Annotated in this window: 23 protein-coding genes; 4 read left to right on the forward strand and 19 right to left on the reverse strand. The window is 67.5% G+C overall.

Annotated features, from left to right (window positions below; translation table 11 throughout):
- Positions 1-29: 29 nt before the first annotated feature.
- The 5 genes from ACV7NQ_RS13205 to ACV7NQ_RS13225 all read right to left on the reverse strand — a co-directional run bounded on the left by ACV7NQ_RS13205 (position 30) and on the right by ACV7NQ_RS13225 (position 5,402).
- Complete coding sequence (locus tag ACV7NQ_RS13205) at positions 30-1,595, reverse strand: bifunctional uroporphyrinogen-III C-methyltransferase/uroporphyrinogen-III synthase (RefSeq protein ID WP_463359904.1); 1,566 nt, start codon at positions 1,593-1,595, stop codon at positions 30-32.
- Positions 1,592-2,656, reverse strand: a complete 1,065-nt coding sequence (gene hemC / locus ACV7NQ_RS13210; protein WP_463359905.1) for a hydroxymethylbilane synthase — start codon at positions 2,654-2,656, stop codon at positions 1,592-1,594. The genes ACV7NQ_RS13205 and hemC overlap by 4 nt, the downstream gene beginning before the upstream one ends.
- Positions 2,653-4,098, reverse strand: coding sequence for a glutamyl-tRNA reductase (locus ACV7NQ_RS13215; protein ID WP_463359906.1), 1,446 nt, complete (start codon positions 4,096-4,098; stop codon positions 2,653-2,655). Before ACV7NQ_RS13215 ends, hemC begins: the two co-directional genes overlap by 4 nt.
- Complete coding sequence (locus ACV7NQ_RS13220) at positions 4,095-4,895, reverse strand: redox-sensing transcriptional repressor Rex (protein WP_463359907.1); 801 nt, start codon at positions 4,893-4,895, stop codon at positions 4,095-4,097. Before ACV7NQ_RS13220 ends, ACV7NQ_RS13215 begins: the two co-directional genes overlap by 4 nt.
- Positions 4,896-5,141: 246 nt before the next feature.
- On the reverse strand, positions 5,142-5,402 hold the full coding sequence (locus ACV7NQ_RS13225; RefSeq protein ID WP_463359908.1) for a glutaredoxin family protein: 261 nt from the start codon (positions 5,400-5,402) through the stop codon (positions 5,142-5,144).
- 207 nt (positions 5,403-5,609) lie between these two features.
- Between ACV7NQ_RS13225 and ACV7NQ_RS13230 the strand changes: the two genes are divergently transcribed.
- Positions 5,610-6,542 carry an HAD family hydrolase gene (locus ACV7NQ_RS13230; protein ID WP_463365652.1) on the forward strand — a complete coding sequence of 311 codons (933 nt, stop codon included), beginning with the start codon at positions 5,610-5,612 and terminating at the stop codon, positions 6,540-6,542.
- Between the two features lie 270 nt (positions 6,543-6,812).
- On the opposite strand, the gene ACV7NQ_RS13235 is transcribed toward ACV7NQ_RS13230, so the two are convergent.
- From ACV7NQ_RS13235 to ACV7NQ_RS13275, 9 genes are all read right to left on the reverse strand, one after another.
- On the reverse strand, positions 6,813-7,841 hold the full coding sequence (locus tag ACV7NQ_RS13235; protein ID WP_463359909.1) for a lysophospholipid acyltransferase family protein: 1,029 nt from the start codon (positions 7,839-7,841) through the stop codon (positions 6,813-6,815).
- Positions 7,838-8,941 carry an NAD-dependent epimerase/dehydratase family protein gene (locus ACV7NQ_RS13240; protein WP_463359910.1) on the reverse strand — a complete coding sequence of 368 codons (1,104 nt, stop codon included), beginning with the start codon at positions 8,939-8,941 and terminating at the stop codon, positions 7,838-7,840. Before ACV7NQ_RS13240 ends, ACV7NQ_RS13235 begins: the two co-directional genes overlap by 4 nt.
- Before the next feature lie 173 nt (positions 8,942-9,114).
- Positions 9,115-9,216: a 30S ribosomal protein bS22 gene (locus ACV7NQ_RS13245; RefSeq protein WP_003402602.1), complete on the reverse strand. Its 102-nt coding sequence runs from the start codon at positions 9,214-9,216 to the stop codon at positions 9,115-9,117.
- Positions 9,217-9,385: 169 nt separating this feature from the next.
- Complete coding sequence (locus ACV7NQ_RS13250; RefSeq protein WP_463365653.1) at positions 9,386-9,676, reverse strand: helix-turn-helix domain-containing protein; 291 nt, start codon at positions 9,674-9,676, stop codon at positions 9,386-9,388.
- A 160-nt stretch (positions 9,677-9,836) separates the two neighbouring features.
- Entirely contained in the window at positions 9,837-10,655 is an 819-nt protein-coding gene (proC, locus tag ACV7NQ_RS13255; RefSeq protein WP_463359911.1) for a pyrroline-5-carboxylate reductase, read from the reverse strand.
- 22 nt (positions 10,656-10,677) lie between these two features.
- The gene (locus tag ACV7NQ_RS13260) at positions 10,678-11,562 is read right to left on the reverse strand and encodes a thioesterase family protein (RefSeq protein WP_463359912.1); all 885 of its coding nucleotides are present in this window, start codon (positions 11,560-11,562) and stop codon (positions 10,678-10,680) included.
- Positions 11,563-11,788: 226 nt separating this feature from the next.
- The gene (locus ACV7NQ_RS13265; protein WP_463365654.1) at positions 11,789-12,664 is read right to left on the reverse strand and encodes a sugar phosphate isomerase/epimerase family protein; all 876 of its coding nucleotides are present in this window, start codon (positions 12,662-12,664) and stop codon (positions 11,789-11,791) included.
- 141 nt (positions 12,665-12,805) lie between these two features.
- Entirely contained in the window at positions 12,806-14,590 is a 1,785-nt protein-coding gene (locus ACV7NQ_RS13270; RefSeq protein WP_463359913.1) for a hypothetical protein, read from the reverse strand.
- Positions 14,587-15,621, reverse strand: coding sequence for a Ppx/GppA family phosphatase (locus tag ACV7NQ_RS13275; protein WP_463359914.1), 1,035 nt, complete (start codon positions 15,619-15,621; stop codon positions 14,587-14,589). Before ACV7NQ_RS13275 ends, ACV7NQ_RS13270 begins: the two co-directional genes overlap by 4 nt.
- Positions 15,622-15,686: 65 nt before the next feature.
- On the opposite strand from ACV7NQ_RS13275, the gene ACV7NQ_RS13280 reads away from it, so the two are divergent.
- The gene (locus ACV7NQ_RS13280) at positions 15,687-16,568 is read left to right on the forward strand and encodes a hypothetical protein (RefSeq protein ID WP_463359915.1); all 882 of its coding nucleotides are present in this window, start codon (positions 15,687-15,689) and stop codon (positions 16,566-16,568) included.
- Between the two features lie 69 nt (positions 16,569-16,637).
- Positions 16,638-16,967: a hypothetical protein gene (locus ACV7NQ_RS13285; RefSeq protein WP_463359916.1), complete on the forward strand. Its 330-nt coding sequence runs from the start codon at positions 16,638-16,640 to the stop codon at positions 16,965-16,967.
- A gap of 71 nt (positions 16,968-17,038) precedes the next feature.
- Here the strand turns inward: ACV7NQ_RS13285 and ACV7NQ_RS13290 are convergent, their stop codons facing one another.
- Both ACV7NQ_RS13290 and ACV7NQ_RS13295 read right to left on the reverse strand, forming a co-directional pair.
- The gene (locus ACV7NQ_RS13290; protein WP_463359917.1) at positions 17,039-17,728 is read right to left on the reverse strand and encodes a response regulator; all 690 of its coding nucleotides are present in this window, start codon (positions 17,726-17,728) and stop codon (positions 17,039-17,041) included.
- Complete coding sequence (locus ACV7NQ_RS13295) at positions 17,725-18,960, reverse strand: sensor histidine kinase (RefSeq protein ID WP_463359918.1); 1,236 nt, start codon at positions 18,958-18,960, stop codon at positions 17,725-17,727. The genes ACV7NQ_RS13290 and ACV7NQ_RS13295 overlap by 4 nt, the downstream gene beginning before the upstream one ends.
- A gap of 217 nt (positions 18,961-19,177) precedes the next feature.
- Here ACV7NQ_RS13295 and ACV7NQ_RS13300 point away from each other — a divergent pair, with 217 nt between their 5' ends.
- Positions 19,178-19,561, forward strand: a complete 384-nt coding sequence (locus ACV7NQ_RS13300) for an NAD(P)-binding domain-containing protein (protein ID WP_463359919.1) — start codon at positions 19,178-19,180, stop codon at positions 19,559-19,561.
- A gap of 214 nt (positions 19,562-19,775) precedes the next feature.
- On the opposite strand, the gene ACV7NQ_RS13305 is transcribed toward ACV7NQ_RS13300, so the two are convergent.
- The 3 genes from ACV7NQ_RS13305 to ACV7NQ_RS13315 all read right to left on the reverse strand — a co-directional run bounded on the left by ACV7NQ_RS13305 (position 19,776) and on the right by ACV7NQ_RS13315 (position 23,938).
- Complete coding sequence (locus tag ACV7NQ_RS13305; RefSeq protein WP_463359920.1) at positions 19,776-21,833, reverse strand: CocE/NonD family hydrolase; 2,058 nt, start codon at positions 21,831-21,833, stop codon at positions 19,776-19,778.
- Positions 21,834-22,233: 400 nt separating this feature from the next.
- A complete protein-coding gene (locus ACV7NQ_RS13310; protein WP_463359921.1) occupies positions 22,234-22,971 on the reverse strand; it encodes a phosphoglyceromutase in 738 nt (245 codons plus the stop codon).
- A gap of 61 nt (positions 22,972-23,032) precedes the next feature.
- Positions 23,033-23,938 carry an ROK family protein gene (locus ACV7NQ_RS13315; protein WP_463359922.1) on the reverse strand — a complete coding sequence of 302 codons (906 nt, stop codon included), beginning with the start codon at positions 23,936-23,938 and terminating at the stop codon, positions 23,033-23,035.
- Between the last annotated feature and the right edge of the window lie 88 nt (positions 23,939-24,026).

Raw genomic sequence — 24,026 nt, forward strand, 5'->3', positions numbered from 1 at the left:
GGTGGGCGTTTCGCGGCACCTCGGGCCCGTTACCTGCTGCGGCGGCTCTTCTTGCGCGGCGGCGGCAGCAGGCCTTCGGCGCGCAGTCGGGCGGCGTGCTCGGCCAGCGCCTCGACCAGCGGGCCGACCTGAGCGACCTCGGGCTGCACGTCCACGCGCAGGCCGAATTCGATGGCCGTCTCGGCGGTCTTCGGGCCGATGCACGCGACGATGGTGCGCGCGTGCGGCTTGCCCGCGATGCCTACCAGGTTGCGGACCGTGGAGGACGAGGTGAACAGTACCGCGTCGAAACCGCCGGTCTTGATCATCTCGCGGGTCTCGGCGGGCGGCGGCGAGGCGCGCACCGTGCGGTAGGCCGTCACGTCGTCGATCTCCCAGCCGCGGTCGCGCAGACCTTCGGCCAGGGTCTCGGTGGCAATGTCCGCGCGCGGCAACAGCACTCGGTTCACCGGATCGAAAACGTCGTCATAGGGCGGGAAGTCGGCCAGCAGGCCCTCGGAGGACTGCTCACCGCTTGGCACCAGTTCGGGATTGATGCCGAACGAACGCACCTTCTCGGCGGTGGCCTCGCCCACGCAGGCGATCTTCACACCGGAGAACGCACGCGCGTCCAAACCGAATTCGGCGAACTTCTCCCACACCGCGCGCACCGCGTTGGTGGAGGTGAACACCACCCACTGGTAGCGTCCGTCGACCAAACCCTTGACCGCGCGTTCCATCTGCGCCGGGCTGCGCGGCGGCTCCACCGCGATGGTCGGCACCTCCATCGGGATGGCGCCGTGCGTCACCAGCCGCTCGCTCATCTCGCCGGCCTGGTCCTTGGTGCGTGGCACCAGCACGGTCCAGCCGTACAGCGCGCGCGACTCCCACCAGGACATCTTGGAGCGCTGCGCGACCACCTTGCCGATGGTCACCACCAGCGGGCCGACCAACTCGGAGGCGGCGCTGTTGAGCGTGGCCAGGGTGGCCTCGATGGTGCGCTGCTGGCGGGTGGTGCCGCGCACGGTCACCGCGACCGGGGTCTGCGGTGCCATGCCGTGTTCGACAAGGGCACTGGCGGTTTCGGCCAGATGACCCGAGGTCGCGTGCAGCACCAGCGGGCCGGGTGCGGCCGCGAGCGCGGCCCAGTCGACCTCGCCGCGCACGTCCGCCTCGGTGTGCCCGGAGCCGAGCGCGATCCCCGCGTAGCTGGGCACCGCCGAGCCGCCGGGCAGGCCGGGCAGTACCTCGAACACCATGTGCGAGCGGGTGACCGCGGTAACCTCGGCGATCACGGCGTCGGTGGTGAGCGGATCACCCGCGACCACCCGGACCACGTCATTGCCGTTGCGCGCCTCGGCGATCAGCGTCTTCGCCACCTCGGCGGGTTCACCGAGCGCGGGGCGCACGTCGACGGGACGCTCTCCATCGGCTTCCGGCTCGACCGCGGTGCCGATCAGGGCGAGCACGCCCCTGTCGACATCGGGATCGGTGAACGCCAGCGTCGCACGTCCGAGCACCTCACGCGCCCGCATTGTCAGCAGCGCCGGGTCGCCGGGACCGGACCCGACGAAAAGGATCCGACCAGGATGCTTCTTGGTAGCTCGGCTGCTCATCGGCTGTTCTCCATTGGGCTGGGATCGACAAAGTCTGTGGCGGGCGGATTCACCGCCTGTGTGGGGGAACCGGGCGCATCCGGTTCAGTGCTGCTGAGCAGCTCGCGCGCACCGAGCTCCAACAGCTCGCGGGCCAGCGCTCGGCCAAGATCGGCCGCGCGCTCGGGCGCGCCGACGATGGACGCGCGCAGCACCTCGGACCCGTCGACTGCCGCCGCGCATCCGCGTAGCGAGAGTTCGTCGACAATCCGGCCGTCGTCGTCGAGTGATTCGACGACCTCGGCGAGCGCGCCGATCGGTGCGGTGCAGCCTGCCTCCAACTCGGCGAGCAGGGCCCGCTCCGCGACGACGGCCGCGCGGGTGGCGGCATCGTCGAGTCCGGTCAGCACCTCGACCAATGCGGTGTCGTCGGTTCGGCATTCGACCGCGAGCGCACCCTGGGCCGGAGCGGGCAGCAACTGCACCGGCTCCAGTGCCTCGGTGACCACGTCGAGGCGTTCGATTCTGGCGAGCCCCGCTCTGGCCACCACGACCGCGTCGAGTTCGCCGTCGGAGACCTTGCGCAGCCGGGTGTCGAGATTGCCACGCAACGGCACGATTTCCAGGCCGAGTCCGAGGGCACGCAGCTGCGCCGCACGGCGCGGCGCGGAGGTGCCGATCCGGGAACCGGCTGGCAGTTCACCGAGCACCAGCCCGTCACGGGCCACCAGGGCGTCGCGCGGATCCTCGCGGGTCGGGATGGCGGCGATGGTGAAGCGCGGGTCGGGGGCGGTCGGCAGGTCCTTGTAGGAGTGCACCGCGATGTCGATGGATCCGGCGGCCAGTTCGTCACGCAGCGCGGAGGTGAACACCCCGACGCCGATCTGCTGCACCGGATCCGACGCGTTCTTGTCGCCCGCGGTCCTGATGACGACCAGCTCCGCCTCGTGCCCCGCCGCGATGAGAGCGTCGCGAACGGTGCCGGACTGGGTGAGCGCCAGCAGACTGCCTCGGGTGCCGATCCGCCACGGCGCGCCTGTGCTGCCTGCGGTCACGTTGTCCTCTTCCTGCGCGATGGTCATGCGGACTGCCCCCGTTCGTCGCCGAGGTGGCCGGCGGTGAAGTCGTCGGCGAGCACGATCTCGCCATCGCCGGCGAAGCGAATGGCCCCGCCCTCCAGGCCGCGCGCGTTGATCTCCATCGGCGCGGCAACCGCTTGCGCCGCACCGGGTTTGAGTTCGAACAATTCCCGCAGCGCCTCGGCGTAGCTGTCGCCGCCCGGCGTGGAGGCCAGCTGCTTGACCCGCACCGTAGGCGCGTGCAGTAGCTTGTCGACCACGCGGCGCACGGTGCGTGCGACCTCGTCTCGCTCCGGGTCGGCCAGACCTGGCAGCCGCGAATCGAGTCTGAGTAGTTCGGCCTCGACCACCTCTGCCGCGCGCTGCCGCAGCGCGGCCACGGTCGGCGTCACCTCGGCCATCCGCTGGCCCGCAAGGTATTTCGCGAGTTCGTCGGCCACGATCGCGCGGGCGGCGGCGGTATCGTCGGCGGCCGCACCGGCCGCCGGATCGCGCTGCAGGGTCTCGATGTCGATGACCGTTACACCGGGCAGTCCGGCGACCGCGTGCTCGATGTCGCGGGGCAGGCCGAGGTCGCAGAAGACCAATGGCCGTTCGGTCGAAAAAGATTCGATGCCGCGCCCACGATAGGACAGGGCACGGTGGGTGTCGGCCAGCGTCACCACGGCGCCGACCGCGCCGGTACAGGTGATGACGACATCCGCGGCCGCCATCGCCTCGATCAGCCGGGACAGCTCCATCGCGTCCGCCTCGACCCCGTGGGAGCGCGCAGTCTCCGCGAGCCGTGAGGCCCGCTCGATGGTGCGGTTCACCACGACGATGCGGCCGATGCCGGCCCGCGAAAGATGAGCTACCGCAAGGCCGCCCATCGCACCGGCGCCGACTACCACGGCCGTCTGGCCGCCGAGCGCACCGAGCACCTGCTGTGCTCGATCCAGCGCCACCGACACCACCGAGGCGCCAGCCCTATCGATGCCGGTCTCGGAATGCACCCGCTTGCCGACCCGCAGTGCGTGCTGGGCCAGCTCGTGCAGGGTGCGCCCGACCGCCTGCTGGGCATCGGCGGAGGCGTAGGCGCTGCGGATCTGGCTGAGCACCTGCTGCTCGCCGATCACCATCGAATCCAGGCCGCTGGCCACCGCGAACAGATGCTCAGCGGCGGCCTCGCTGTAGCGAACGTAAGCGTGCTTGGTCAGATCCGGCAGCGGCAATCCGGAATGCTTGGTCAGCAGATCGCCGACCTCGGCGAGACCGCCGTGGAAGGCGTCGACCACCGCGTAAACCTCGACGCGGTTGCAGGTGGAGACGATCATCGCCTCGGAAACGTGGCCGGAGGTGAGCATTCGTTCGATCAGCTTGGGCCGGTCCGCGTCGGCGATCGCGACCTTTTCCAATACCGAGACGGGAGCGCTCCGATGCGAAATCCCGACCAGAAGAATACTCATGGTGTAACCACCGATCCCTTGCTGCTTGGCTCCGTTGCCGAATGCGAGGTTGCCGAACGATTGAGCGCCGGATGCACGCGATGTGCGATGCGGCCGGACACCGCGTGGGCCACTTCGGGCAACGGCGGTGCGTTGCGGGAAGCATCGAAGGAAAGCATCTGCATTTCGACAGCCAGATCGACCCGCCGGACCTCGACCCCTTCGTGGGCGGTCAACTCGCTCGGGGCAAAGCTCAGAATCGACTGCAGTCCCGCGGCGACCAAGCGGTCGCACACGCCCTGCGCCGCGTCATCGGGGACGGTGATCACCGCGATGGTGGGCTCCAGCGCCGCGACGGCCTCGGCCAGCCCCGCCACATCTCGCACGACAAGACCTGCGACCTGGAGGCCGATTATGTCGGGGTGGCTGTCGAACATGCCGACCACGGTGAACCCGCGCCGCCGGAAGCCGCCGTAGCCCACTAAAGCGCGACCCAGATTTCCCGCGCCGACCAGTACCACCCGATGTCCCTGCGACAGACCGAGCACGTCCTCGATCCTGGTGCGTAGTTTGGCGACGTCGTAGCCGACACCCCGGACGCCGTTCGGGCCGAGGAAGGAAAGGTCCTTGCGCAACTTGGCGGAATTGACACCCGCCGCGACAGCCAGTTCCTCACTCGATACGATGAGCACACTATCGTCGGCCAACATGGCGAGGACCCGGAGATAGCTGGCCAGCCGTGCAACAGTGGCCTGTGGGATGTCCTTCTGCAGAGCCCGGCCGGAGACGCCGCCTGGCGCCTCATGCTGCTCTGTCACGTCGTCGGCTCCTCGTTCCGGCCTGCTCGAGTCCGGTTCGCAGTTCGACCTCTTGCCCGGGGCGGTCCGGTGCCATGGTCGAAGTATCGGAATGCTGGGTTTCATTACGCGATGTCCGCAGCCTCGGCATGCGGGCCGCGTGCCACCACCGTAACTGCTTGTGAAGCCCTGCACAAAGTCGGTGAATCTGGCCTCATTTTCCGCCGCGACCAGCCGTGGGGCGGAACGGACAGGATCAGCTTTCCCTCAGCGGGTCAAATCGGCCCGCAATCGCGGCTCGTCGACATCGAAATAGCTGTGCTCTCGACCGTCGAGCAGCACGACGGGAAGCCGGTCGCCGTACTCCGCGCGCAGGCCAGGGTCGGTATCGGCCGCTTCGTCGACATCCAGCGTGGCCGGCTCGATCCCGAAGTCGGCACAGATCGCCCGCAACTGCTGCAGTGCGGTGACACACAGGCCGCAGCCGGATCTCGTCAGCAGAGTCACCGAATGTGTGGGATTGGTCATGACGGATATTAAATCCCCTCGCCACGCCCTATTCGGTGCGCACGGTAAGGCCGTAACTGTCACCGCTTCCGGCTAGGGTGGACGTGGTTCGCGCGACGGGCGGAGGTACTGGTGCCGGAACAATCGAAGGTGGCAAAGGCCGGCTTCATCGCAGGACGATTCGGCGAGTTTCCGGTGCGATGGAACCAGGGCTGGCTCGGCCAGGGGCTGCAGGACCAGCTCGCGCGCATCTCCCGCAGCCCCTTCGGCCCGAGCGAGGAAGAGCTGCGGGCCAATCTCGCCGGTGAGGCCAGCGCGGATGCGGCGCTGACGCTGCACGATGCCGACCTGGCGGCCGCCGAACACGAAACCACCGGGCCCGAGGCGCCCGGCGACCTGACCGCGGCCGCGTTCTTCGATGTCGACAACACCATGGTTCAGGGTGCGTCGATCGTGCACTTCGCCCGTGGGTTGGCGGCGCGCAAGTACTTCAAGACCTCCGACCTGGTGGACGTGGCCTGGAAACAGGTCAAGTTCCGGATCACCGGCAAGGAGAACAGCACCGATATGGCCAGCGGCCGGGAAAAGGCGCTGGCGTTCATCGCCGGGCGTCCGACCGCCGAACTGGCCGCCCTCGGTGAGGAGATCTACGACGAGATCATCGCCGACAAGATCTGGCCCGGCACAAGGGCTCTCGCGCAAATGCACCTGGACGCCGGACAGCAGGTGTGGCTGGTCACCGCGACGCCGGTCGAGCTGGCCCAGGTGATCGCTAAGCGGCTCGGCCTCACCGGCGCGCTCGGTACCGTCGCCGAAAGTGTGGACGGCAAATTCACCGGGCGACTGGTCGGCGACATCCTGCACGGCCTCGGCAAAGCGCACGCGGTGCGCACCCTTGCCATCCGTGAAGGCTTGAACCTCAAGCGTTGTACCGCCTACTCCGACAGCCACAACGACGTGCCGATGCTATCGCTGGTCGGCACCGCGGTCGCGATCAACCCGGATTCGGATCTGCGCGAGGTCGCCAAGAACCGGGGCTGGGAAATCCGGGATTTCCGCACCGGCCGCAAGGCCGCCAAGATCGGCGTGCCGACCGCGCTCGTGCTCGGCGCCGCGGGTGGCGCCGTCGCCGCTGCGGTCACCCGCCGCCGCGACCACTGACCCGCAAACCGGCGCACGTCCGACCGCAACACCTCTACTTATGCAACAACACGGAGCGAGCCTTACGCGCGCCGCAGGCGCTGCAAATCAAACACAGTTGCTTCTGGTCTGCTGACCACCACGGCGCGAGTCTTACGAGCGCCGTTCGCGGCCGGCTCGCGTCCGAGTGGCCGAAGCGCATGCGACGAAGTCGCGAGTCTCGCACCGCTCGGACGCGAGCCTTCGGGGCCGCGAACACGCAGTGCCGCAGGCGCTGCAAATTGGACACAGTCAGCCGGTGAAGACGTTGCGGCGCTTGGTGAGCAGTTTGTAGAGGGTCTGCTGGATGTTCTCGCGGACCTGGTCGGTGACCTCGAACATCGTCATCGGGTCGTCGGCGGCCTCGGCCTCGTAGCCGGTGGTGGCGATCGGGGTGCCGAATTCGATGTACCACTTCGAGGGCAGCGGCACCGCACCGAGCAGGCCGAGGTGCGGGAACAGCGGGGTCACCGGGAAATACGGCAGGTTGAGCAGCCGGGCCAGCGGCTTGATGTCGGCCAGCTTCGGGTAGATCTCCTCCGAGCCGACGATCGAGCACGGGATGATCGGCACGCCGGTGCGCACCGCGGCGGCCACGAATCCGCCGCGACCGAAGCGCTGCAGCTTGTAGCGGTCGGTGTACTGCTTGCCGACACCCTTGAAGCCCTCGGGGAACACCCCGGTCAGCTCGCCGGAGCGCAGCAGTCGTTCAGCGTCGGGGCGGCAGGCCAGGGTATGCCCGGCCTTGCGTGCCAGCTCGCCGAGCACCAGGATTTCGAAGATGAGGTCGGCGGCCAGCAGCCGCAACGCCCGCTGCTTCGGGTGGTGGTCGTGGACCGCCAGCTGCAGCATCAGTCCATCGATCGGGACCGTGCCCGCGTGGTTGGCGACGATCAGCGCACCACCCACCTCCGGAATGTTCTCCATCCCGGAGACCTGCACCCGGAACCAGAAGTCCGACAGCGGGCGCAGCGCGGGCAGGATGAGCGACTCGAGCAGATGCTCGTCGAAGCCGAACTCGTCGACCTGGTAGTCGCCGCTGAGCCTGCGCCGCGCGAAATCCGCGGTCTTGCCGATCTGCTTGCCGATGGCGCCGCGCACCAGGTCCGACAACGATTGCGACGCTTCGGGGTCGATGGCCGCAAGGCGTTCGGTCAGGGAGGTCACCTGGGTCGGCGCCGGCGCACCGGTCGCCGGTTCCGGCCACCGGCGCGCGCTGGGTCGCGCCCGCGCCTCGATATTCAGATCGTGGAGTTGGATGACTTTCGCTACGTCATTCATGAATGTGCTCCCGTACCGGCCCCGAGCAGGCCGAGCAGTTTCTTTTCTGCGGCATCGATCCACGCGGGATCGACGACGGGCCGCGACGCTGCGCCCGCGATAAAGTCGTCGAAAGCCTGCACCGTCGTCCAGCGCGGCACGAACCCGAGTTCGGTGCGCATACGAGTGGTGTCCAGACCACAGCCGAAATGGAAGTAGTCGAGTTGTTCGGTGGTGAATTCACGCATCACCGGGCCCATCAGAGTCCGGCCCGCGGTGCGGAACAGCGTGAAGGGGATCGGTAGTTCGATGCGGCCAGCACGGCGCACCGCCTGCGACAACGCCAGCGCGCCGTCTCCAGCGATGTTGTAGGTGCCGCCGGGCGCGACCTGCACTGCATGGGCCAGCGCGGCGACGGCGTCCTCCTCGTGCACCAGCTGCATCCTGGCGTCCCGGCCGAACACCGTCGGCGCCACCGGCGAACGCAGAATTTGCACACCGCGACTGCCTAGTCGCGGACCGACGATCGGTGCGAAACGCAAAATCGCGGTCGCCATATCGTGACGTCGCCGAGCGAGCCCACGAACGAAACCCTCGATTTCGATCATGTCGCGCGCAAATCCACCACTCGGTGGTCTGTGCGCGCTCATTTCTTCGGTGAATTTCGCGGGATCCTTCGCGCTGCATCCGTATACTGCCGAGGTCGAGCGCACCACCACCCGACGCACCGACGGCGACTTCTGACAGACCGCGAACAGCTGCATGGCGCCGAGGACGTTGAGGTCCTTCATCACCGCCCTGCCGCCACCGGCGGGCGGGCGAACCAGCATCGCGGCGTGCACAACGGTGTCCACGTCGCTGCCGCCGATCACCTTGCGGATCAACGGATTTCGAATATCGGCGCGAATGAATTCGGCCCGCCCCATGCGGCGGGACAGCTCGAGACTCGGGGTCATGGTGTCGACGGCGAGGATGCGTTCGATGCGGGGATCCTGGGCGAGCCTTGCCACTACATTGCCGCCGAAGAACCGGCTCGCGCCGGTGACCAGCACGACCTTGGGTGTATGTGCGTCTCTTATCTCAGATCCCACTGCACCGGATCCCAACTCGACAGCCCCCATTTCATTTATCGCGGTTCCAGCGTAACCGCTGCCCTTCGACCGGCCGAGAGTATTAACCAGGTTCTAACGATGACTTCAGTCACCCGACACAAATGTGTTTCAAACTGCGGCGTTTCAAAACGAAAAGCCCGCCACCGGATCGGTGGCGGGCTCCTCAGCTAACGCACAGCTACTCACTTGCCGAGTTTGCGCCGTTGAACGCGGGTGCGACGAAGCAGCTTGCGGTGCTTCTTCTTCGACATGCGCTTGCGACGCTTCTTGATCACAGAACCCATAGGGTTGTTCCTCGCGTTCTCTCTACTCGGCGCGCACGCCAATCACGTACGCCGTACTCAGCGTCCGCGCCGCCGACGGCCACCGGACACCACGAGACGGTGCCGCCGGCAGGCGAACACGAACCGAGGGTTCATCCTACCGGGACACCTGGAAGCGAATGAAATCGCCTCATCCAGCGTCGAAGTAGGACGTCTCCAGGTAGTCGTGTACAGCCTTGGCATGCACCCGGAACGAACGACCGACCCGCACAGCGGGCAACTCACCCGAGTGCACGAGCCGATAGACCGTCATTTTGGACACCCGCATCAAATTCGCTACCTCGGCGACGGTGAGGAACTGGGTGCCACCGCCGAGCACGGGTGGCGTCTGCGCTGCCGAACCGCTTTGCGCCCGGGAACCAGCCCGGCCGCTCGATGGTCCAGAACCGCCTGGCGACGTCCCTGAGCTATTTGCAGACATCTTATTAGACATCATTGCACCATTGACCTCCGGCACGCCCGCGCCGCCGGCTTCCCCACCGGCGGAACAGACACGCACGTGCTCCTTGAAGCTTAGCGGGACCAGTGGGATTACTGCGACGGGTGTGAGAAATAAGGTTTGCTTACAGGGGACCGACCGGTCACTCCGTAGACCGGCCCTGTTCCGCGGACCGCTGCTTGGCAGCGTGTAATGCCTCCAGAAATGCCGAACGGACGCCACCGCGCTCCAACTCGCGCAGCGCCGCGGCGGTGGTGCCCGCCGGGGAGGTCACCGCGGCACGCAGCTCCACCGCGCTCTGTTGCGCGTCGTCGAGCAGAGCCGCCGAGCCGACCATGGTCTGCACCACCAGCTGGCTGGCGACATCCCTGGTCAGGCCGAGCCCGACGCCCGCGTCCACCATCGCCTCGGCGACCAAGAAGAAGTACGCGGGCCCGGAACCCGACACCGCCGTCACCGCGTCCATTTGTGACTCCGCGACGGTGACCACCTTGCCGACCGAGCTGAGCAGCTCGGTCACCTGGGCCAACTGCTCCGGTCGCGCATAGCGACCCGGGGCCAGCACGCTCATGCCCTGGCCGACCAGCATCGGGGTATTCGGCATCACCCGCACCACCGGGAACCCCGCGGGCATCTTCGCCTCCAACCGCGCCGTCGGCACCCCGGCCGCCAGCGACACCAGCACCTGATCGCGGTCGCCACCGAGTTCGGCCTTGCCGAGCTCGGTCAGCACGCTGTCGATATCACCCGGCTTGACGGCGACCACCACCAGATCCGCACCCACCGCCGCGTCGGTCGCCGAGTTGGTCACCCGGACACCGAAACGGTTGGCGATCAGCTCGGCCCGCTCGGAAAACGTCTCGACGACCACCAGGTCCTTGCTCGCCCGTCCCGATTCGAGCAACCCGGCAATCAAAGCCTCCCCGATCCGGCCGCCACCGATCACCGCAATTCTCGTCATGGGGATAAAGGTTAGACGGCGCTCAACGTTGCGGAATCAGCGCCAGTTGGCGGCTCTGCGCCACCACGGCGCCGGTGGAGTCGAGGATCAGCTGGTCCTCGTCGAACATCCGGGCGCCGACCTGGTGGGTGGTGGCAATGATGCGCAGCCAGCCGGGCGCGGGCCTGCGACGCAGGTAGGTGGTCATCTGGACGGTCGGGGCCCAGCCGAAGTGGCCCATGTTCATCGGGACCGGCGGGCTCATGTCGGCGGACATCATGGCGAAGTACATCGCGACATCGGGATCCTGTTGATCGGCCGGGCGCGGACGCATCCACAGGCGCAGCCGCGGTTCTCCCTGTTCGCCCGCGAGGAACCGGGCCCACTCCTTGTCGATGTACAACTCGGCGCCCTGTCCGACGTGGACAATGCTGCCCATCGGCGAGCCGTCTTCATAGCCGACCGCGTCGGCGGGCGGTGTGGCGGGCATATCGCTGTGCTGCGGTGCGTAGAGCGGATCGGCGTCGTCGAGGCGCCCGAAGGTGAAGGCGGTGTGCACCATGCCGCGTCCTTCCTGGATCAGGGTCGCGTCGGCCAGACAGATCTGACGGCCGAGCTTGCGGATGCGCACCTCGTACTCGACCTCACCCGGAACCGGGGCGCCGAGGAAGTCGGAGCCGGCCGCGATGGGGGCCATCCCGGCCAGTGCCGGATCGGAGGCGCGCAGCCAGTTGGTGGCGGCCGCGGCGGAGGCAGCGACCATGGTGCCGCCGTGCACCTTCTCGCCGATCGTCCAGATCTTGTCGATAGTGCCCAGGTAACGGCCGGTGTCCGGGGTGGTCGCGGGAATTTCGGTCAGCGCGCACACCTGGCTGAACGGCGCCTCGGTCGCGGTGGCCCGATCGAGATCGGCGGTCAGCTCCGGCATCGTCACTCCTGTCGTCCATCGGCCGCATCGGCGAGCAGAGCGTGCCGCGTTCCCTTCGATGCCGGCCCCGCGGCGGTCACCGAGACGCGACCCTTACTGATACGCCGCGTTCGTACAGCGTAGAACGACCCGGCTCGGCGTCCGCATTCCCCTCCGCGAAACCTTGGAGGGCGTTCTCACATGTGATTCGCGCCCGCGCTGGACTCCGATACCGGGCGCAGCGTCGTCACACCTGGTTGGCGTGGGTCGGCGCGGGCGTAGGAGCGGGCGCCATGCCGTTGAGGTACTGCCTTGCGAAGGCCAGCGTTCGGTGCAACATCGCCGCGCGGTCCTGGGTGGTGCGGGCGTTCTGGGTGTTGATCTCGGCCACTGCGTGCCCGGAGAAGCCGGTGCGCACCAGTGTCGCGCACAGGTCCACACAGGGCTGAGTACCCTCGCCGGGCACCAGGTGCTCGTCGTTCGCCGCACCACGGCCATCGGCGAGGTGCAGGTGCGCAAGGCCCTGGCCCATCCGCGCGGCAAGCGCCAGCGGATCAGCGCCCGCCGTCGCGGTGTGCGAGAGATCCAGCGTGTAGTGCCGGAATCCGGTATCGGTCGGATCGTAGGACGGAGTGAACGCGGTGAGGGCGAGACCGGGCCCGCCGCGGCGCTCCAGCCGCTTCACCGCCTTGGCACTGCGGCCGAGCAGAGTGTCCGCGCGCATCGGGAACATGTTCTCCACCGCGACGATAACCGGACTGCGCTCTTCCAGCTCACCGACCTGGGCGGCGAAACCCTCCGCGTACCGGCGCTGCCAGCGGAACGGTGGATGCACCACCACGGCGTTCGCGCCGAGCGCCTCGGCGGTACGCACGCTGCGCTCGAGCTTGGCGACCGGATCCGAACCCCACACCCGCTGCGAGATCAACAGGCACGGCGCGTGCACCGCGATCACCGGCACCGAGTACTTGCGTGTGTAGGCCTGCACGATGGCGATGCTCTGGCTGGCGGGCTCGGCCCAGACCATCAATTCGATGCCGTCATAACCGAGTTCGGCCGCGTAGCGGAACGCCGCCTCGGCGTTCTGCGGATACACCGAGGCCGTCGACAGGCCGACCAGGATCTGCTGCTGCCCAGGGTCGCCCGCGGGTTCCCCGGGCGAGCAGGGTTCCGTTCGCAGGTCTGTATCCGGGCGGTGCTCGCTGACAGCACTTCCCACCCGTGCGTCGTCCGCCTGCCCGATGTTCCCCACAGCCGCTCCTACTCAGTTCGTACTGAGTAGAAAGGCTAGCGGGCCGAGCGTGACGAAGGTGCCCACGACGACGGCGATCACGGTGCTGAGGATGTCATCTGTCCGGCGCAGAATGCGCACCAGCGCCACCAGGCCGAGGATCACGATCATCGCCAAAGCCAGCGCCACCCAGGGGAGCATCTCCCACATCCGCTCGAAACCCTTGAACAGCAACATTCCGGCGACCGCAGCGCCAGTGCTCTGCCCGCCGAGGATCATCCACTGCTTGCGATTGGCGTCGGATTCGGCCTTCCGCGCAACCCGGGAGCGGCGCGGCGACCTGGTCTCGGCTTCCGCATGGTCCGAATCGAGATGCGCCGCAAGGTCGTCCTCGTCCTCGTCGACGGCGGCAGTCGAGAAGGACGGGTACACGTCCGTGCGGCCCTCGTCCCGGTCGTCCAGATCGACGATATCCAGCGCCCGGCCCGCATCGCGTTTCGCACGACCGCGCTTGTTGCGATCGGTGTCGCGCCGGCCCGCGCGTTCGGATTCGGCCCGTTCGGCCCGCTCGACACCGTCCCGTAGCAGATCGCCTGCCACCGTCTGGCCGGACACCAGCTGCTGGTCCTGGCTGGCAAGAGACCACGCCTCGGCCGGAATCCCGTCGGATTCGGGTGCCGGATCATGGGTCACAGTGGACGGTTTGTGTTTTCGTGCCGACCAGGCGGGCAGACCGCGATCGGTCGGCCCGCGCGATCCGTCTGGCCGCGATCTTCGCGGCGGCTCCGGCGGCGGTTCGGGACTCGGGGCACGGCCCCGCACCTTGGACCTCGCCAGGGGGTCCGGCAGCGGAGACAGCGGCTTGGGGGGCGGATCCTGGGCGAACCCGTTGATGGTCGGGGACCAGGCCGCGGTCGACGGTTCGAGGCCCTCGGCCTCCTCCGCGCGGCGTCGCGCCGCCCAGCCCATTCTCGATCCGTTGCGGTCAGGTAGGTCGGTACCGGGCGCCGTGCGTCCGTTGGTGGTGCCCGCACGGCCGTTGATCGATCCGCGGTCGGGCAGCGCCGGATTCGAACCCGGCTGCGAGCCGCTCGGCTCCGCTCGGCCGATATCGCGCAGCGGACGTACTTCGGTGGCCGCCTCGCCGGGGTCGGCCCTGCGTCTGCGTCCGGTGCGTCCGGACTCGAGCGGCGGCGCCGAGGGCGAGCCGTTGCCGGACAGCGGGGTCGCGTAGGGATCGACCGGCGCGTATGGATCGGGCACCGGGGTGTGCGACGACAGCGGATCGGCCGGTGCCGCATGCCGCGACGACGGCATGTCCCGACCGGGCATGACCCGGTTCGAGCGCCCCGGCGGCGGGTCGGGCTCGCGCTCGGGCGCGGCGTACGCCGACAGCGGGTCGTAGCGCGTGATCGGCCCGGACATCGGCGAATAGCCCGGCAATTCCGGCGCGGGTTGCGGCGGCGTATACGAAACCGGTTCCGGCGCAGGCAATTCGAACGCCGAGGGCTGGTAGGCGGCGGGTTCGTACGGCGCGGGCTCGCGGGTCGACGGCTCGTACGCCGACGCCCCGAACGAGGAGGCGTCATACGAAGGAGATTCATACGACGGGGATTCCAGCGCCGGTTCGTCGGGCGCGGCATGCGCCGAGTGCCCACCGCCGGCCGGGATGACCGGTAGATCGCCGGTCAGCTCAGCAACGGAAATACCGCGGCCGCTGCGCCTGCGCCTGCCGCCACCGCCGGACGAGGACGAGCCCTGTTGACCGTTGCGGGCCAACAGTTCCGCGACCGATAGCTGTTTGGAGTCATCGCTCATGACGGCACCGTTTCGATCGGGCCGGATAGCGCCGGGCCACCGCCGGGCGCCGGCCCGCCGGTCTCGGCAGCCGGTCCAGGTGAGCTCGTCGCTCGGGGTCCACCGTTCATATCAGTATCCAGTTTGCGCAGGATCAGCCCCTCGCGCAGTGCCCAGGGACAAATCTCGAGGGTATCCAGCGATAGTGCCCGCATACTCGCCTCCGCGACCAATGCGCCAGCCACCAATTGCTGTGACCGATCGGAACTTACGCCTTCCAATTCTGCACGGTCCGACGCTGTCATTCGCGAGATGAAAGCAATCAGTTGGCGCAGACCTGAGCTGGTGAGTGTACGGCGCACCCGCAGACCCGCCGAAGAGGGTGCCGCTCCGGTAAGCCTGGCCAGCGAACGAAAGGTCTTCGAGGTGCCAACGGCGAGATCCGGCTTACCCGCATCCATCAGCTGTTTCGCGGGTGTCACCAGCTCCGCGTCGAGCCAGTCGCGCAGCACCCCGACGCGGCGCTTACCCGGCGGATCCTCGCGCAGCCACTCTCTGGTCAACCGACCGGCGCCCAGTTGCAGCGACATCGCGACATCAGGTTCTTCGTCGCCGCCGTTGGTCATTTCCAGCGAGCCGCCGCCGATATCGAGATTGAGGATGCGGCCCGCGCTCCAGCCGTACCAGCGGCGTACCGCGAGAAAGGTCAGCCGGGCCTCGTCGACACCGGAGAGCACCTGCAAATCCACACCCGTCTCGGCCCGCACCCTGGCGAGCACCTCATCGGAGTTCGTCGCCTGACGCAGCGCCGAGGTCGCGAACGGCATCAGCTCGACGCACCTGGAAGTCTCGGCGATGCTGGCGAATTCGGCGACCGTGGCGATCAGCCGTTCGGCCCCCTGGACGGTGATCCGACCTGCACCGTCCATATTCTCCGCGAGCCGTAATGTCGCCTTTGTCGAGCTCATCGGCATCGGGTGGCCACCACGATGGGCGTCCACAACGAGAAGGTGGATGGTATTGCTTCCGACATCGAGTACCCCAAGCCGCACAAGAACACGGTACTGGGTGAACCGGGACTTTAGACCAGGCGACTGAACTGTTAGCGTTCCGAGGTGTGACGGTAGGCGCATCCGCGAGCGGCCCGACCCGGCCCCGACCAGCGGGGAAGATCGATCCGAGTCCGGAGGTCGATCTCGACTTCCCACGAGAATGGATCGAGTTCGTCGATCCAGCAAACGACGAGCATTTGATCGTCGCGGATCTGACCTGGCTGCTGTCGAGCTGGACGTGCGTCTTCGGTACCCCCGCCTGTCAGGGAATCCTCAGCGATCGCCCCGACGACGGCTGCTGCTCGCACGGCGCTTTCCTCGCCGACAAGGACGATCGCAAGCGACTGCAGAGCGCTGTGAAAATGCTCACACCCGAAGACTGGCAGCTGATGGACCACGCGGTGGACGCCAACGGCAAAGTCACCAAGAAGGGCTATCTCGAGCTCGATGAGCTGGAGGACGAACCCGCGCTGCGCACCCGCAGGCACGACGGCGCCTGCATCTTCCTCAACCGACCCGGCTTCGAAGGCGGCGTCGGTTGCGCGCTGCACACCATGGCTTTACGCCGTGGTATCGAGCCGCTGGAGGTGAAGCCGGACGTGTGCTGGCAGTTGCCGATCCGCCGCACCCAGGACTGGGTCGACCGGCCCGACGGCGTCCAGATCCTGAAGACCACCATCACCGAATACGACCGGCGCGGCTGGGGTCCGGGCGGACTCGACCTCGACTGGTACTGCTCCGGCTCCCCCGACGCCCACGTCGGCGCGCGCCCGGTGTGGCAATCCTACGGCCCCGAACTCGCCGAGCTGCTCGGCAAACCCGCCTACGAGGAGCTGGCCAGGCACTGCAAGCGGCGGCAAGGACTCGGCCTGATCGCAATCCATCCGGCGACCGTCCATGCCAACCGAATGAAGCCTGACGCACCGGGTGCCGACCAGCCTGCGTGAGTCTTGCAAAGCGGGTGGTTCACCTGCAGGCCATGCGAGCGTCACCGATATAAGGTTTGATATGCGGTCATGTTGAAGAAAGCCCTTACCTTGACGGCCATCGCGATCGGCGCCGCCCTCACCATGACCGGCGTCGCTCACGCGGAACCCAATGGCGATCCCGCCAAATACGCCGATTTCACGGCCGACTTCGTGCCCGCGGACACCCCGCAAGCCCTCAATGCGGCCAAGGAGGGCAAGAACCTGATCATGAGCCCGTACGGCGTCACCCACACCATCGCCTGCCGTGGCACCAGCGCCGCGGATGTGTATGACTGCATGCAGGAAGACGCGCTCGGCTGGATCACCCTGAACAAGACCGACACCCCCATCGGCCCCACCTGGCTCTACCTGCCCTGAGGTCGATGACGCAGCGCGCCGAGGTAGTCGGGGCCTCGGCCGCTGCGGGTCGCTGAAAAGCGGAAAGGCGCTCAGGCCTCGAGCTTGTAGCCCAGGCCGCGGACCGTCACCAAATGCTCCGGCTTGGCCGGGTCGCCTTCGATCTTCGAACGCAGGCGCTTGACGTGCACGTCGAGGGTCTTGGTGTCACCCACGTAGTCGGCGCCCCAGACGCGGTCGATCAGCTGGCCACGGGTCAGCACGCGACCGGAGTTGCGCAGCAGATATTCGAGCAGGTCGAATTCCTTCAGCGGGAGCGTGACCTGCTTGCCGTTCACGTGCACGGTGTGGCGGTCGACATCCATCCGGACGGGTCCAGCCTCCAGCACGCTGCTCTCGTTGGTGCCGTCGAGTTCATCGCCCGCGCCGCGGCGCAGCACGGCCCGGATGCGGGCGATCAGTTCACGCGCCGAGTACGGCTTGGTCACGTAGTCGTCGGCGCCGAGCTCCAGCCCGACCACCTTGTCGATCTCGCTGTCGCGGGCGGTCACCATGATCACCGGAACACCGCTGCGGGTGCGCAGTTGCTTGCACACATCGGTGCCGCTCATGCCGGGCAGCATGAGGTCGAGCAGCACGATGTCGGCACCGGACCGGTCGAATTCGGCGAGCGCGGACGGTCCGTCACCAACGACGGTGACCTCGAAACCCTCCTTGCGCAGCAGGAACGCGAGCGGATCGGCCAGCGACTCCTCATCCTCGACGATTAGAACACTCGTCATCTGCGTGCCTCCACACCGTTGGGTCTGCCCGCCCCTGAGGGGCGCGGGCTGATTTCTCTCATGCTCACCACGGAACCGTCGACGTCGTCGTCGCTATCGGTTTCGAGATGGGCGGGTATTCGCAGGGTGAACGTCGAACCGGTGCCCAGCTTGCTCCACAACGTGATCTCACCGTTGTGGTTGGCGGCCACGTGCTTGACGATAGCCAGCCCGAGCCCGGTACCGCCGGTGGAGCGCGAACGCGCCTTGTCGGACCGGAAGAAACGTTCGAAAACCCGCTCTTGGTCTTCCTTGGCGATGCCGATGCCGCGATCGGTCACGGCCATCGCGACATGATCGCCGCGCAGCGAGCGGCTCACCGATACGTGCGAGCCGGCGGGCGAGTAGGCGATCGCGTTCTCCACCAGGTTGGACAGTGCAGTGACCAGCAGTGTCTCGTCGCCGAGCACCTCGAGCCCGCTGGGCCGATCGGTGCTGACGGTGATGCCGGCGGCCTCGGCGGCGGTCCGGGAGCGGTCGACGGCCTGCGTCACCACCGTGTCCACGTCCACCACCTCGAGCTCCGGCAGCTTTTCCGCGCCCTGCAATCGCGACAGCGCGATCAACTCGGTCACCATCTTGCCGAGGCGCCGGGATTCACCGAGCACGCGCTGGCCGAAGTGGCGCACCGCCTTGGGGTCGTCGGCGGACTCCAGCATTGCCTCGGCCAGCAGGCTCAGCGCGCCGACCGGGGTCTTCAGCTCGTGGCTGACATTGGCGACGAAATCGCGGCGGGTGGCCTCCATCCTGGCCTGCTCGGAATCGTCATCGGCGAACAGCACGGTGAAGCTGGTTTCTTCGCGGGACAGTTGCCTGGCGACGCCGCGCACCGCGATCCGGCTGCGACCGGGCATCGGGTTCTTGGCGGTGAGGTCGAATTCGGCGGACTCGCCGGTGGCCAGTACCTTCTCCACCGCGGCCCAGGCGCGTTCGTCGAGCAGTCGGTTGCGGACCAGCCCGAGTTCCTCGGCGCGCGGGTTCACCAACACCACGTCGCGGTATTCGTCGACCACCGCGATGCCGCTCTCGGAAGCCAGCACGATCAGGTCGAGTACCTGCGACATCGTGAGTCCCGAATCGGCCTGCCTGCGCGCGGCCTGCCTGGCGTTCATGAAGGGGATGAGTAACCCGCCGACTGCCAGTCCGACGACAGCCGCGAGGACTGCCAACAGTACGGTCTGCGGAACACTCACACCTGAATCGTACGGTCGCAGGCCGACAAGCAAACTCGGGGTACACGAAGTTTCGCGCAGGTTATGACCCCTTCCAGCCCCGTTGGCCGCGCGTTTACGCGTTGTTCCACATGAGGTATCCGGTTCGTTGCGACGGGCGTGGGACAAGCGGTATTCGGTCATACCAACTTGCATGCGAGCGTTGTCGCTAGTGCGGCGGCCCCACCCGCAGGTGCCTATGCCGGATGCGGCCGCACCAGCCGGAGCGACCGCGTTCGTGCTGTCGGAGGACGCGGTCGCCGATCGGGTCGCGGCAAGCGCGCCGGGCGCGAACGTGGTGAAAGCGTTCAATGTGTGCGCCGCCGAGGTATGGGCCTCGGACGCAAGGGAATTCGAGGGCCGCAGGTTGAGCGTGCCGATCTGCGGTGACAATTCGGAGGCGGTGCAGCAGGTCGCCGCCCTGGCGAAGGATCTGAAGCTGCACCCGGCGCCCGCAGGCGGCCTGCACCGCGCCAAATACCTCGAGGCGACAACAGTCTTCGCCGTCGGCCTCTGGTTCAGCGCCGAGGATGCCCGCGGTGTATTCCCGCCGCTGGATGCGGCGTTCGCGGTCGAGGATTAGCGCGACACCGGTTGCGGCGGACGCTTTTCGCCGAGGGGTGCGGGATCCTGCACGGACGGGCGTCAACTGTCGGCGCAGGCCGGGGCCTCATGCGCTGCTGTTGCCTGGCCACAGCGGACACTTTCGCCACTGCACCGCCGGATGCAGCGCTTCTGCGCGAAAAGTGTCCGCCCAAGCCGGGTTCCGACTGCACCTTTCAGCACTCACGCGCCGATCACCAGCCGGTGTCACCCCGGACCGGGATATTGACGAAGCTCGGGCGGTTCGGATCCAGTTGCACGTGCTGTGGCTTGAAACCCGTGTCGAGCAGCATCGGCAGCACCGGCAGGCCCTTCGGGAAGTTGCCCGCGTACACGTCGACGCGCAGGCGGTGGCCGGGCTGCAGGATGGCCTCGGTGGCGGGCAGCGCGATATCCAGGGTCGTCTCCTGGCCCGGCACCGTGGGCTGGCGCCGGTCGAGCGAGGTGAACGGACGCGGGTCGGTGTAGTCGCCGTTGGCGGACTTAGTGCTGTTGGCCTCGTCGATCTCGCGCAGCGACGCCATGATCTGCCCGGAGGAGAGCACGGTGGACTGTCCGTCCGGCGCGACGTCGTTCACGGTAGCCACCCAGTAGCCGTCGGCCGCGTCCTGAACGGTGTTGAGCCGCACCGCGATCCGGCCGGAGATGGTGGTGGTGTCGGCGACCGGGGCGCTGGTGAAGGTCAGACCGTTGGTCTCCGCGATCCGCGAGTCCTTGGCACAGCCGTCGATGATCGAAAGGACGCCCGCACTTCCCTGCGCTGCGTCGTTGGAGCACAGGGTAGTCAGGCCGGGCGCGACCGTCAGCCGCGCCGAGTCGGGGCTCGCCTCCGGCAACAGCGAGCCGTCGTAGGCGCTGTTCGCGGTGCCACTGCGGTTGGCGGACAGGTACATTCGGCGATGCACCGCATCCTGCGACGCCGCGGCCGCATCGGGATCGGCGAACGAATCGGTGGTGATCCAGCCGCCACCCTGCTGGCGCAGCGTGACCGGGCCGTACTTATCGATGCCGTTGTCGATGCCCTTGAGCCACTTGTCGAACCAGGCGCGCTGCAGCACGTCCAGGCGCGGCGGCAGGCCGGGCTTGCCGTATTCGTTGCCGGAGTTGAGGTGGTAGGTGTTACCCATCAGCAGCTGCTTCTGACCGGCGGGCAGCGGAATCTCGTTGTAGATCTTGGATTCCGAGTAGGTGAACAGGTCGTGCCAGCCACCGGTCACGAAGGTCGGCACCTGGATCTTGCTCGGATCGCTCAGCCAGGCCTGGCGCGGCGTCGAGGTGCCGGTGAGCAATTCCTTGGCGCGCGGATCGAGATCCTCGACGCGGGCGGTGGTGTAGACGTTGAGGAGCACATCCATGAAGGTCAGCGGATCCTTGGCCCGATCGGCCAGCCACTTGGTATCGAACTGACCGTTGACCACCGACGCCAGATCCGGCAGCAGCTTGAGGCCGTTGATGGCCGTCAGCCACAGCGGGATGAAGTTGAAGCCGAAGCCGCCGCCGGGCGCGAGCACGTCGTTGACCAGGTCGCTGCCGGGCACCACGGGGAAGATCGCCTGCAGCGCGGGCGGCTGCTTCTCGGCGACCTGCACCTGATTGATGGCGGAGTAGGAGATGCCGTTCATGCCGATGCGGCCGTTGGACCACGGCTGCCGCGCGGCCCAGTCGATCACCTCGACGGTGTCCTGCTGCTCACGCTGACGCAGCATGTCCCACACGCCCTGGGAGAAGCCGGTGCCGCGCACGTCCACCACGACCTGGGTGTAGCCGCTCTTGATCAGCTGGCGGTCGACGGCGAAGTTGCGCAGCTCACCGCCACCGAATGCCTTGGTCAGGTCGGTGACGCCGGACAGCGGGGTGCCGCTCATGTCGATCTGGCGGAGTAGCTCTATCAACGCGTCGGACAGGCCCGGGATGGACATCGCGCTGTCGGCGAGGTTCGACACCAGCTTGGTGTAGGGCGTCATGTTGACGACGGTCGGCGTCGGGGTGTCGATCGGCCGCCCGGAAGCGTCGGCGGGCCGGTACACATTGCCCTCGAGGACGGTGCCGTCGCTCATGGTGATCGGAACATCCCATTGGATGTTCACATTCGGGAACTGCTGCGGGCCGTCTTCGGCCGCGGTCCAGGCGGCTCCCGCGGCGCCGCCGTCCGGACCGGCGGGCGCGGGCGCGGCGGTCGCGCCGGAAGTGAGGAAAGGAACCAGCACCGCGGTGGCAACCGCGGCCACTGTGATCCGCAACCCGTGCTTCATCGGACGTGATCCACCTCTCGGGCTGGTCGAACGATCGAAAGTGTATATACCGATGAGTAAGTTCGAGCTTTCGGTTACGCCAATCTTGAAAGGAATGCCGATTCACATACAGCTGACAGCGCGAGACAGCGCCTGTGTATTACCACCGCAGGCTCGCTCAGGCAGCAGAATAACCACTCACCGTAGAGGCACCGAATCCGGCGTACAGCCACCCCGACGAGCCCGTGCCAACCCGGCTGATCGCCCACGGCAGCTCACATGAACTCGCTCCGACGAGTGGGACATCAGAACGCGAGAAGCACCTCGCTGATGTCCCGCTCATGGGAGGGTAAACAGCGACGCGCTGCGGTCGATTGCTCGACCACAGCGCATCAGGTGTGCGGGAACCACATCGCTACGACTACTTGCTGCCCTGGTTGGCGACCGCGGCGGCGCCTGCGGCGGCGGCCTCGGGATCCAGGTATTCACGCGGACGGACCGGGCGCAGGTTCTCGTCCAGCTCGTAGCGCAGCGGGATGCCGGTGGGGATGTTCAGTTCGGCGATGTCGTCGTCGGAGATCTGGTCGAGGTGCTTGACCAGCGCGCGCAGCGAATTACCGTGCGCGGCAACGAGGACCGTCTTACCGGTGAGCAGTTCCTTGGAGATGGCCGATTCCCAGTACGGGACCATCCGGTTCACCACATCGAGCAGGCACTCGGACTTCGGGACCTCGATGCCCGCGTAGCGCGGGTCACCCTCCTGGCTGTACTCGTTGGCCGGGTCCATCGGCGGCGGCGGCGTGTCGTAGCTGCGGCGCCACAGCATGAACTGCTCGTCGCCGTACTTGTCGCGAATCTGCGCCTTGTTCTTGCCCTGCAGCTCGCCGTAGTGCCGCTCGTTGAGCCGCCAGTCGCGGACCACCGGAATCCAGTGCCGGTCGGCCGTGTCCAGCGCGATGTTCGCGGTGCTGATCGCGCGCCGCAGCAGCGAAGTGTAGACGAGGTCCGGCAGAATGCCGTGCTCGGCCAGCAACTCCCCGGCCCGCTTGCCCTCGGCGATACCCTTGTCGGTCAGGTGCACATCCACCCAGCCGGTGAACAGATTCAGGGCATTCCATTCGCTCTCGCCGTGGCGCAGCAGCACGAGGGTGTAGGTCATGACGGCCATTCTGGCACGTGACTCGATGACGCTCCCCCACCCGTTCCGCGGCCGCTAATGCTCAGGTGATGGAGTCGGCGGTGTCGTGCCCGGCGGCCAGCACACCCGCGCCGACGAGGGTGGCGCCGTGCTTGATGCGGGACGCAACGACCTTCAGCTCGCGCAGGAAGTCCAGCCGAGCATGCCGGGCAACCGCCGCGCGCAGCGGCGCCCAGAGCGGTTCACCCGATTGTGCGAATCCGCCGCCGATCACCACCAGATCGATGTCGAGCAGCGCGGCCGACGAGGCGATGGCCTGTCCGAGCGCGGTGCCAGAGCGGTGCAGCGCGGCGAGCGCGATCTCGTCACCGGAATGCGCGGCCTTCGCCAGACCCGCGCCGGTTTCCCCGCGCCAGCCCTGCTCGCGCGCCCAGCGCACCGACGACATACCGCTCGCGATCGCCTCGACGCACCCGACGCCGCCGCATTCGCACGGCACATCCCAGCCGGGCACGACGATGTGGCCGATATGCCCCGCATTGCCCGAGAGGCCGAGCAGCACTCGGCCGTCCCCGATGACCCCGCCGCCGATACCCGACGACACCGTCATCGCCAGCCCGTTCGACACCCCACGCAAGGCGCCGACGTGATGTTCGGCCAGCGCCAGGCACGCCCCGTCCATGGCGAATCGTATTACCGCGGCGGGAAAGAGCTTCTGCACCTCGGCAACGATGGGAAACCCGGACTTCCATTCGGGGATATTCAGCGGACCCGTGACACCGGAGCGCACATCGATGGGCCCGGCCGAGCCGATCCCGACCGCCGTGACGGTGGCCTCTCCCGCCACCTCGAGCAGCAGGTCCCGGCACGCCTCCCAGACCGACTCGCGCGGCACATCGACCCGGCGCACGTCGCGCACCTGACGACCCCCGTGCACTGTCCCGGCGGCAAACTTCGTAGCACCGATATCAAGAGCAATAACCGTCATCGCCGTGCGACCTCCTGTACCTCACGGACCGGGTCGAGAATATGCGCCGCGGCGCGACTGTCGCCGTAACGAGGCGAATCTCCCGGTG

It is taken from the genome of Nocardia sp. Tas62D01 (genome assembly GCF_055232035.1).

Bases quoted from the DNA above. Each gene is read 5' to 3' on its own strand.
- ACV7NQ_RS13205 (WP_463359904.1), bottom strand. From the start codon at position 1,595: ATGAGCAGCCGAGCTACCAAGAAGCATCCTGGTCGGATCCTTTTCGTC.
- hemC (WP_463359905.1), bottom strand. From the start codon at position 2,656: ATGACCATCGCGCAGGAAGAGGACAACGTGACCGCAGGCAGCACAGGC.
- ACV7NQ_RS13215 (WP_463359906.1), bottom strand. From the start codon at position 4,098: ATGAGTATTCTTCTGGTCGGGATTTCGCATCGGAGCGCTCCCGTCTCG.
- ACV7NQ_RS13225 (WP_463359908.1), bottom strand. From the start codon at position 5,402: ATGACCAATCCCACACATTCGGTGACTCTGCTGACGAGATCCGGCTGC.
- ACV7NQ_RS13235 (WP_463359909.1), bottom strand. From the start codon at position 7,841: ATGAATGACGTAGCGAAAGTCATCCAACTCCACGATCTGAATATCGAG.
- ACV7NQ_RS13240 (WP_463359910.1), bottom strand. From the start codon at position 8,941: ATGGGGGCTGTCGAGTTGGGATCCGGTGCAGTGGGATCTGAGATAAGA.
- ACV7NQ_RS13245 (WP_003402602.1), bottom strand. From the start codon at position 9,216: ATGGGTTCTGTGATCAAGAAGCGTCGCAAGCGCATGTCGAAGAAGAAG.
- ACV7NQ_RS13250 (WP_463365653.1), bottom strand. From the start codon at position 9,676: ATGTCTGCAAATAGCTCAGGGACGTCGCCAGGCGGTTCTGGACCATCG.
- proC (WP_463359911.1), bottom strand. From the start codon at position 10,655: ATGACGAGAATTGCGGTGATCGGTGGCGGCCGGATCGGGGAGGCTTTG.
- ACV7NQ_RS13260 (WP_463359912.1), bottom strand. From the start codon at position 11,562: ATGCCGGAGCTGACCGCCGATCTCGATCGGGCCACCGCGACCGAGGCG.
- ACV7NQ_RS13270 (WP_463359913.1), bottom strand. From the start codon at position 14,590: ATGAGCGATGACTCCAAACAGCTATCGGTCGCGGAACTGTTGGCCCGC.
- ACV7NQ_RS13285 (WP_463359916.1), top strand. From the start codon at position 16,638: ATGTTGAAGAAAGCCCTTACCTTGACGGCCATCGCGATCGGCGCCGCC.
- ACV7NQ_RS13290 (WP_463359917.1), bottom strand. From the start codon at position 17,728: ATGACGAGTGTTCTAATCGTCGAGGATGAGGAGTCGCTGGCCGATCCG.
- ACV7NQ_RS13300 (WP_463359919.1), top strand. From the start codon at position 19,178: ATGCCGGATGCGGCCGCACCAGCCGGAGCGACCGCGTTCGTGCTGTCG.
- ACV7NQ_RS13305 (WP_463359920.1), bottom strand. From the start codon at position 21,833: ATGAAGCACGGGTTGCGGATCACAGTGGCCGCGGTTGCCACCGCGGTG.
- ACV7NQ_RS13310 (WP_463359921.1), bottom strand. From the start codon at position 22,971: ATGACCTACACCCTCGTGCTGCTGCGCCACGGCGAGAGCGAATGGAAT.
- ACV7NQ_RS13315 (WP_463359922.1), bottom strand. From the start codon at position 23,938: ATGACGGTTATTGCTCTTGATATCGGTGCTACGAAGTTTGCCGCCGGG.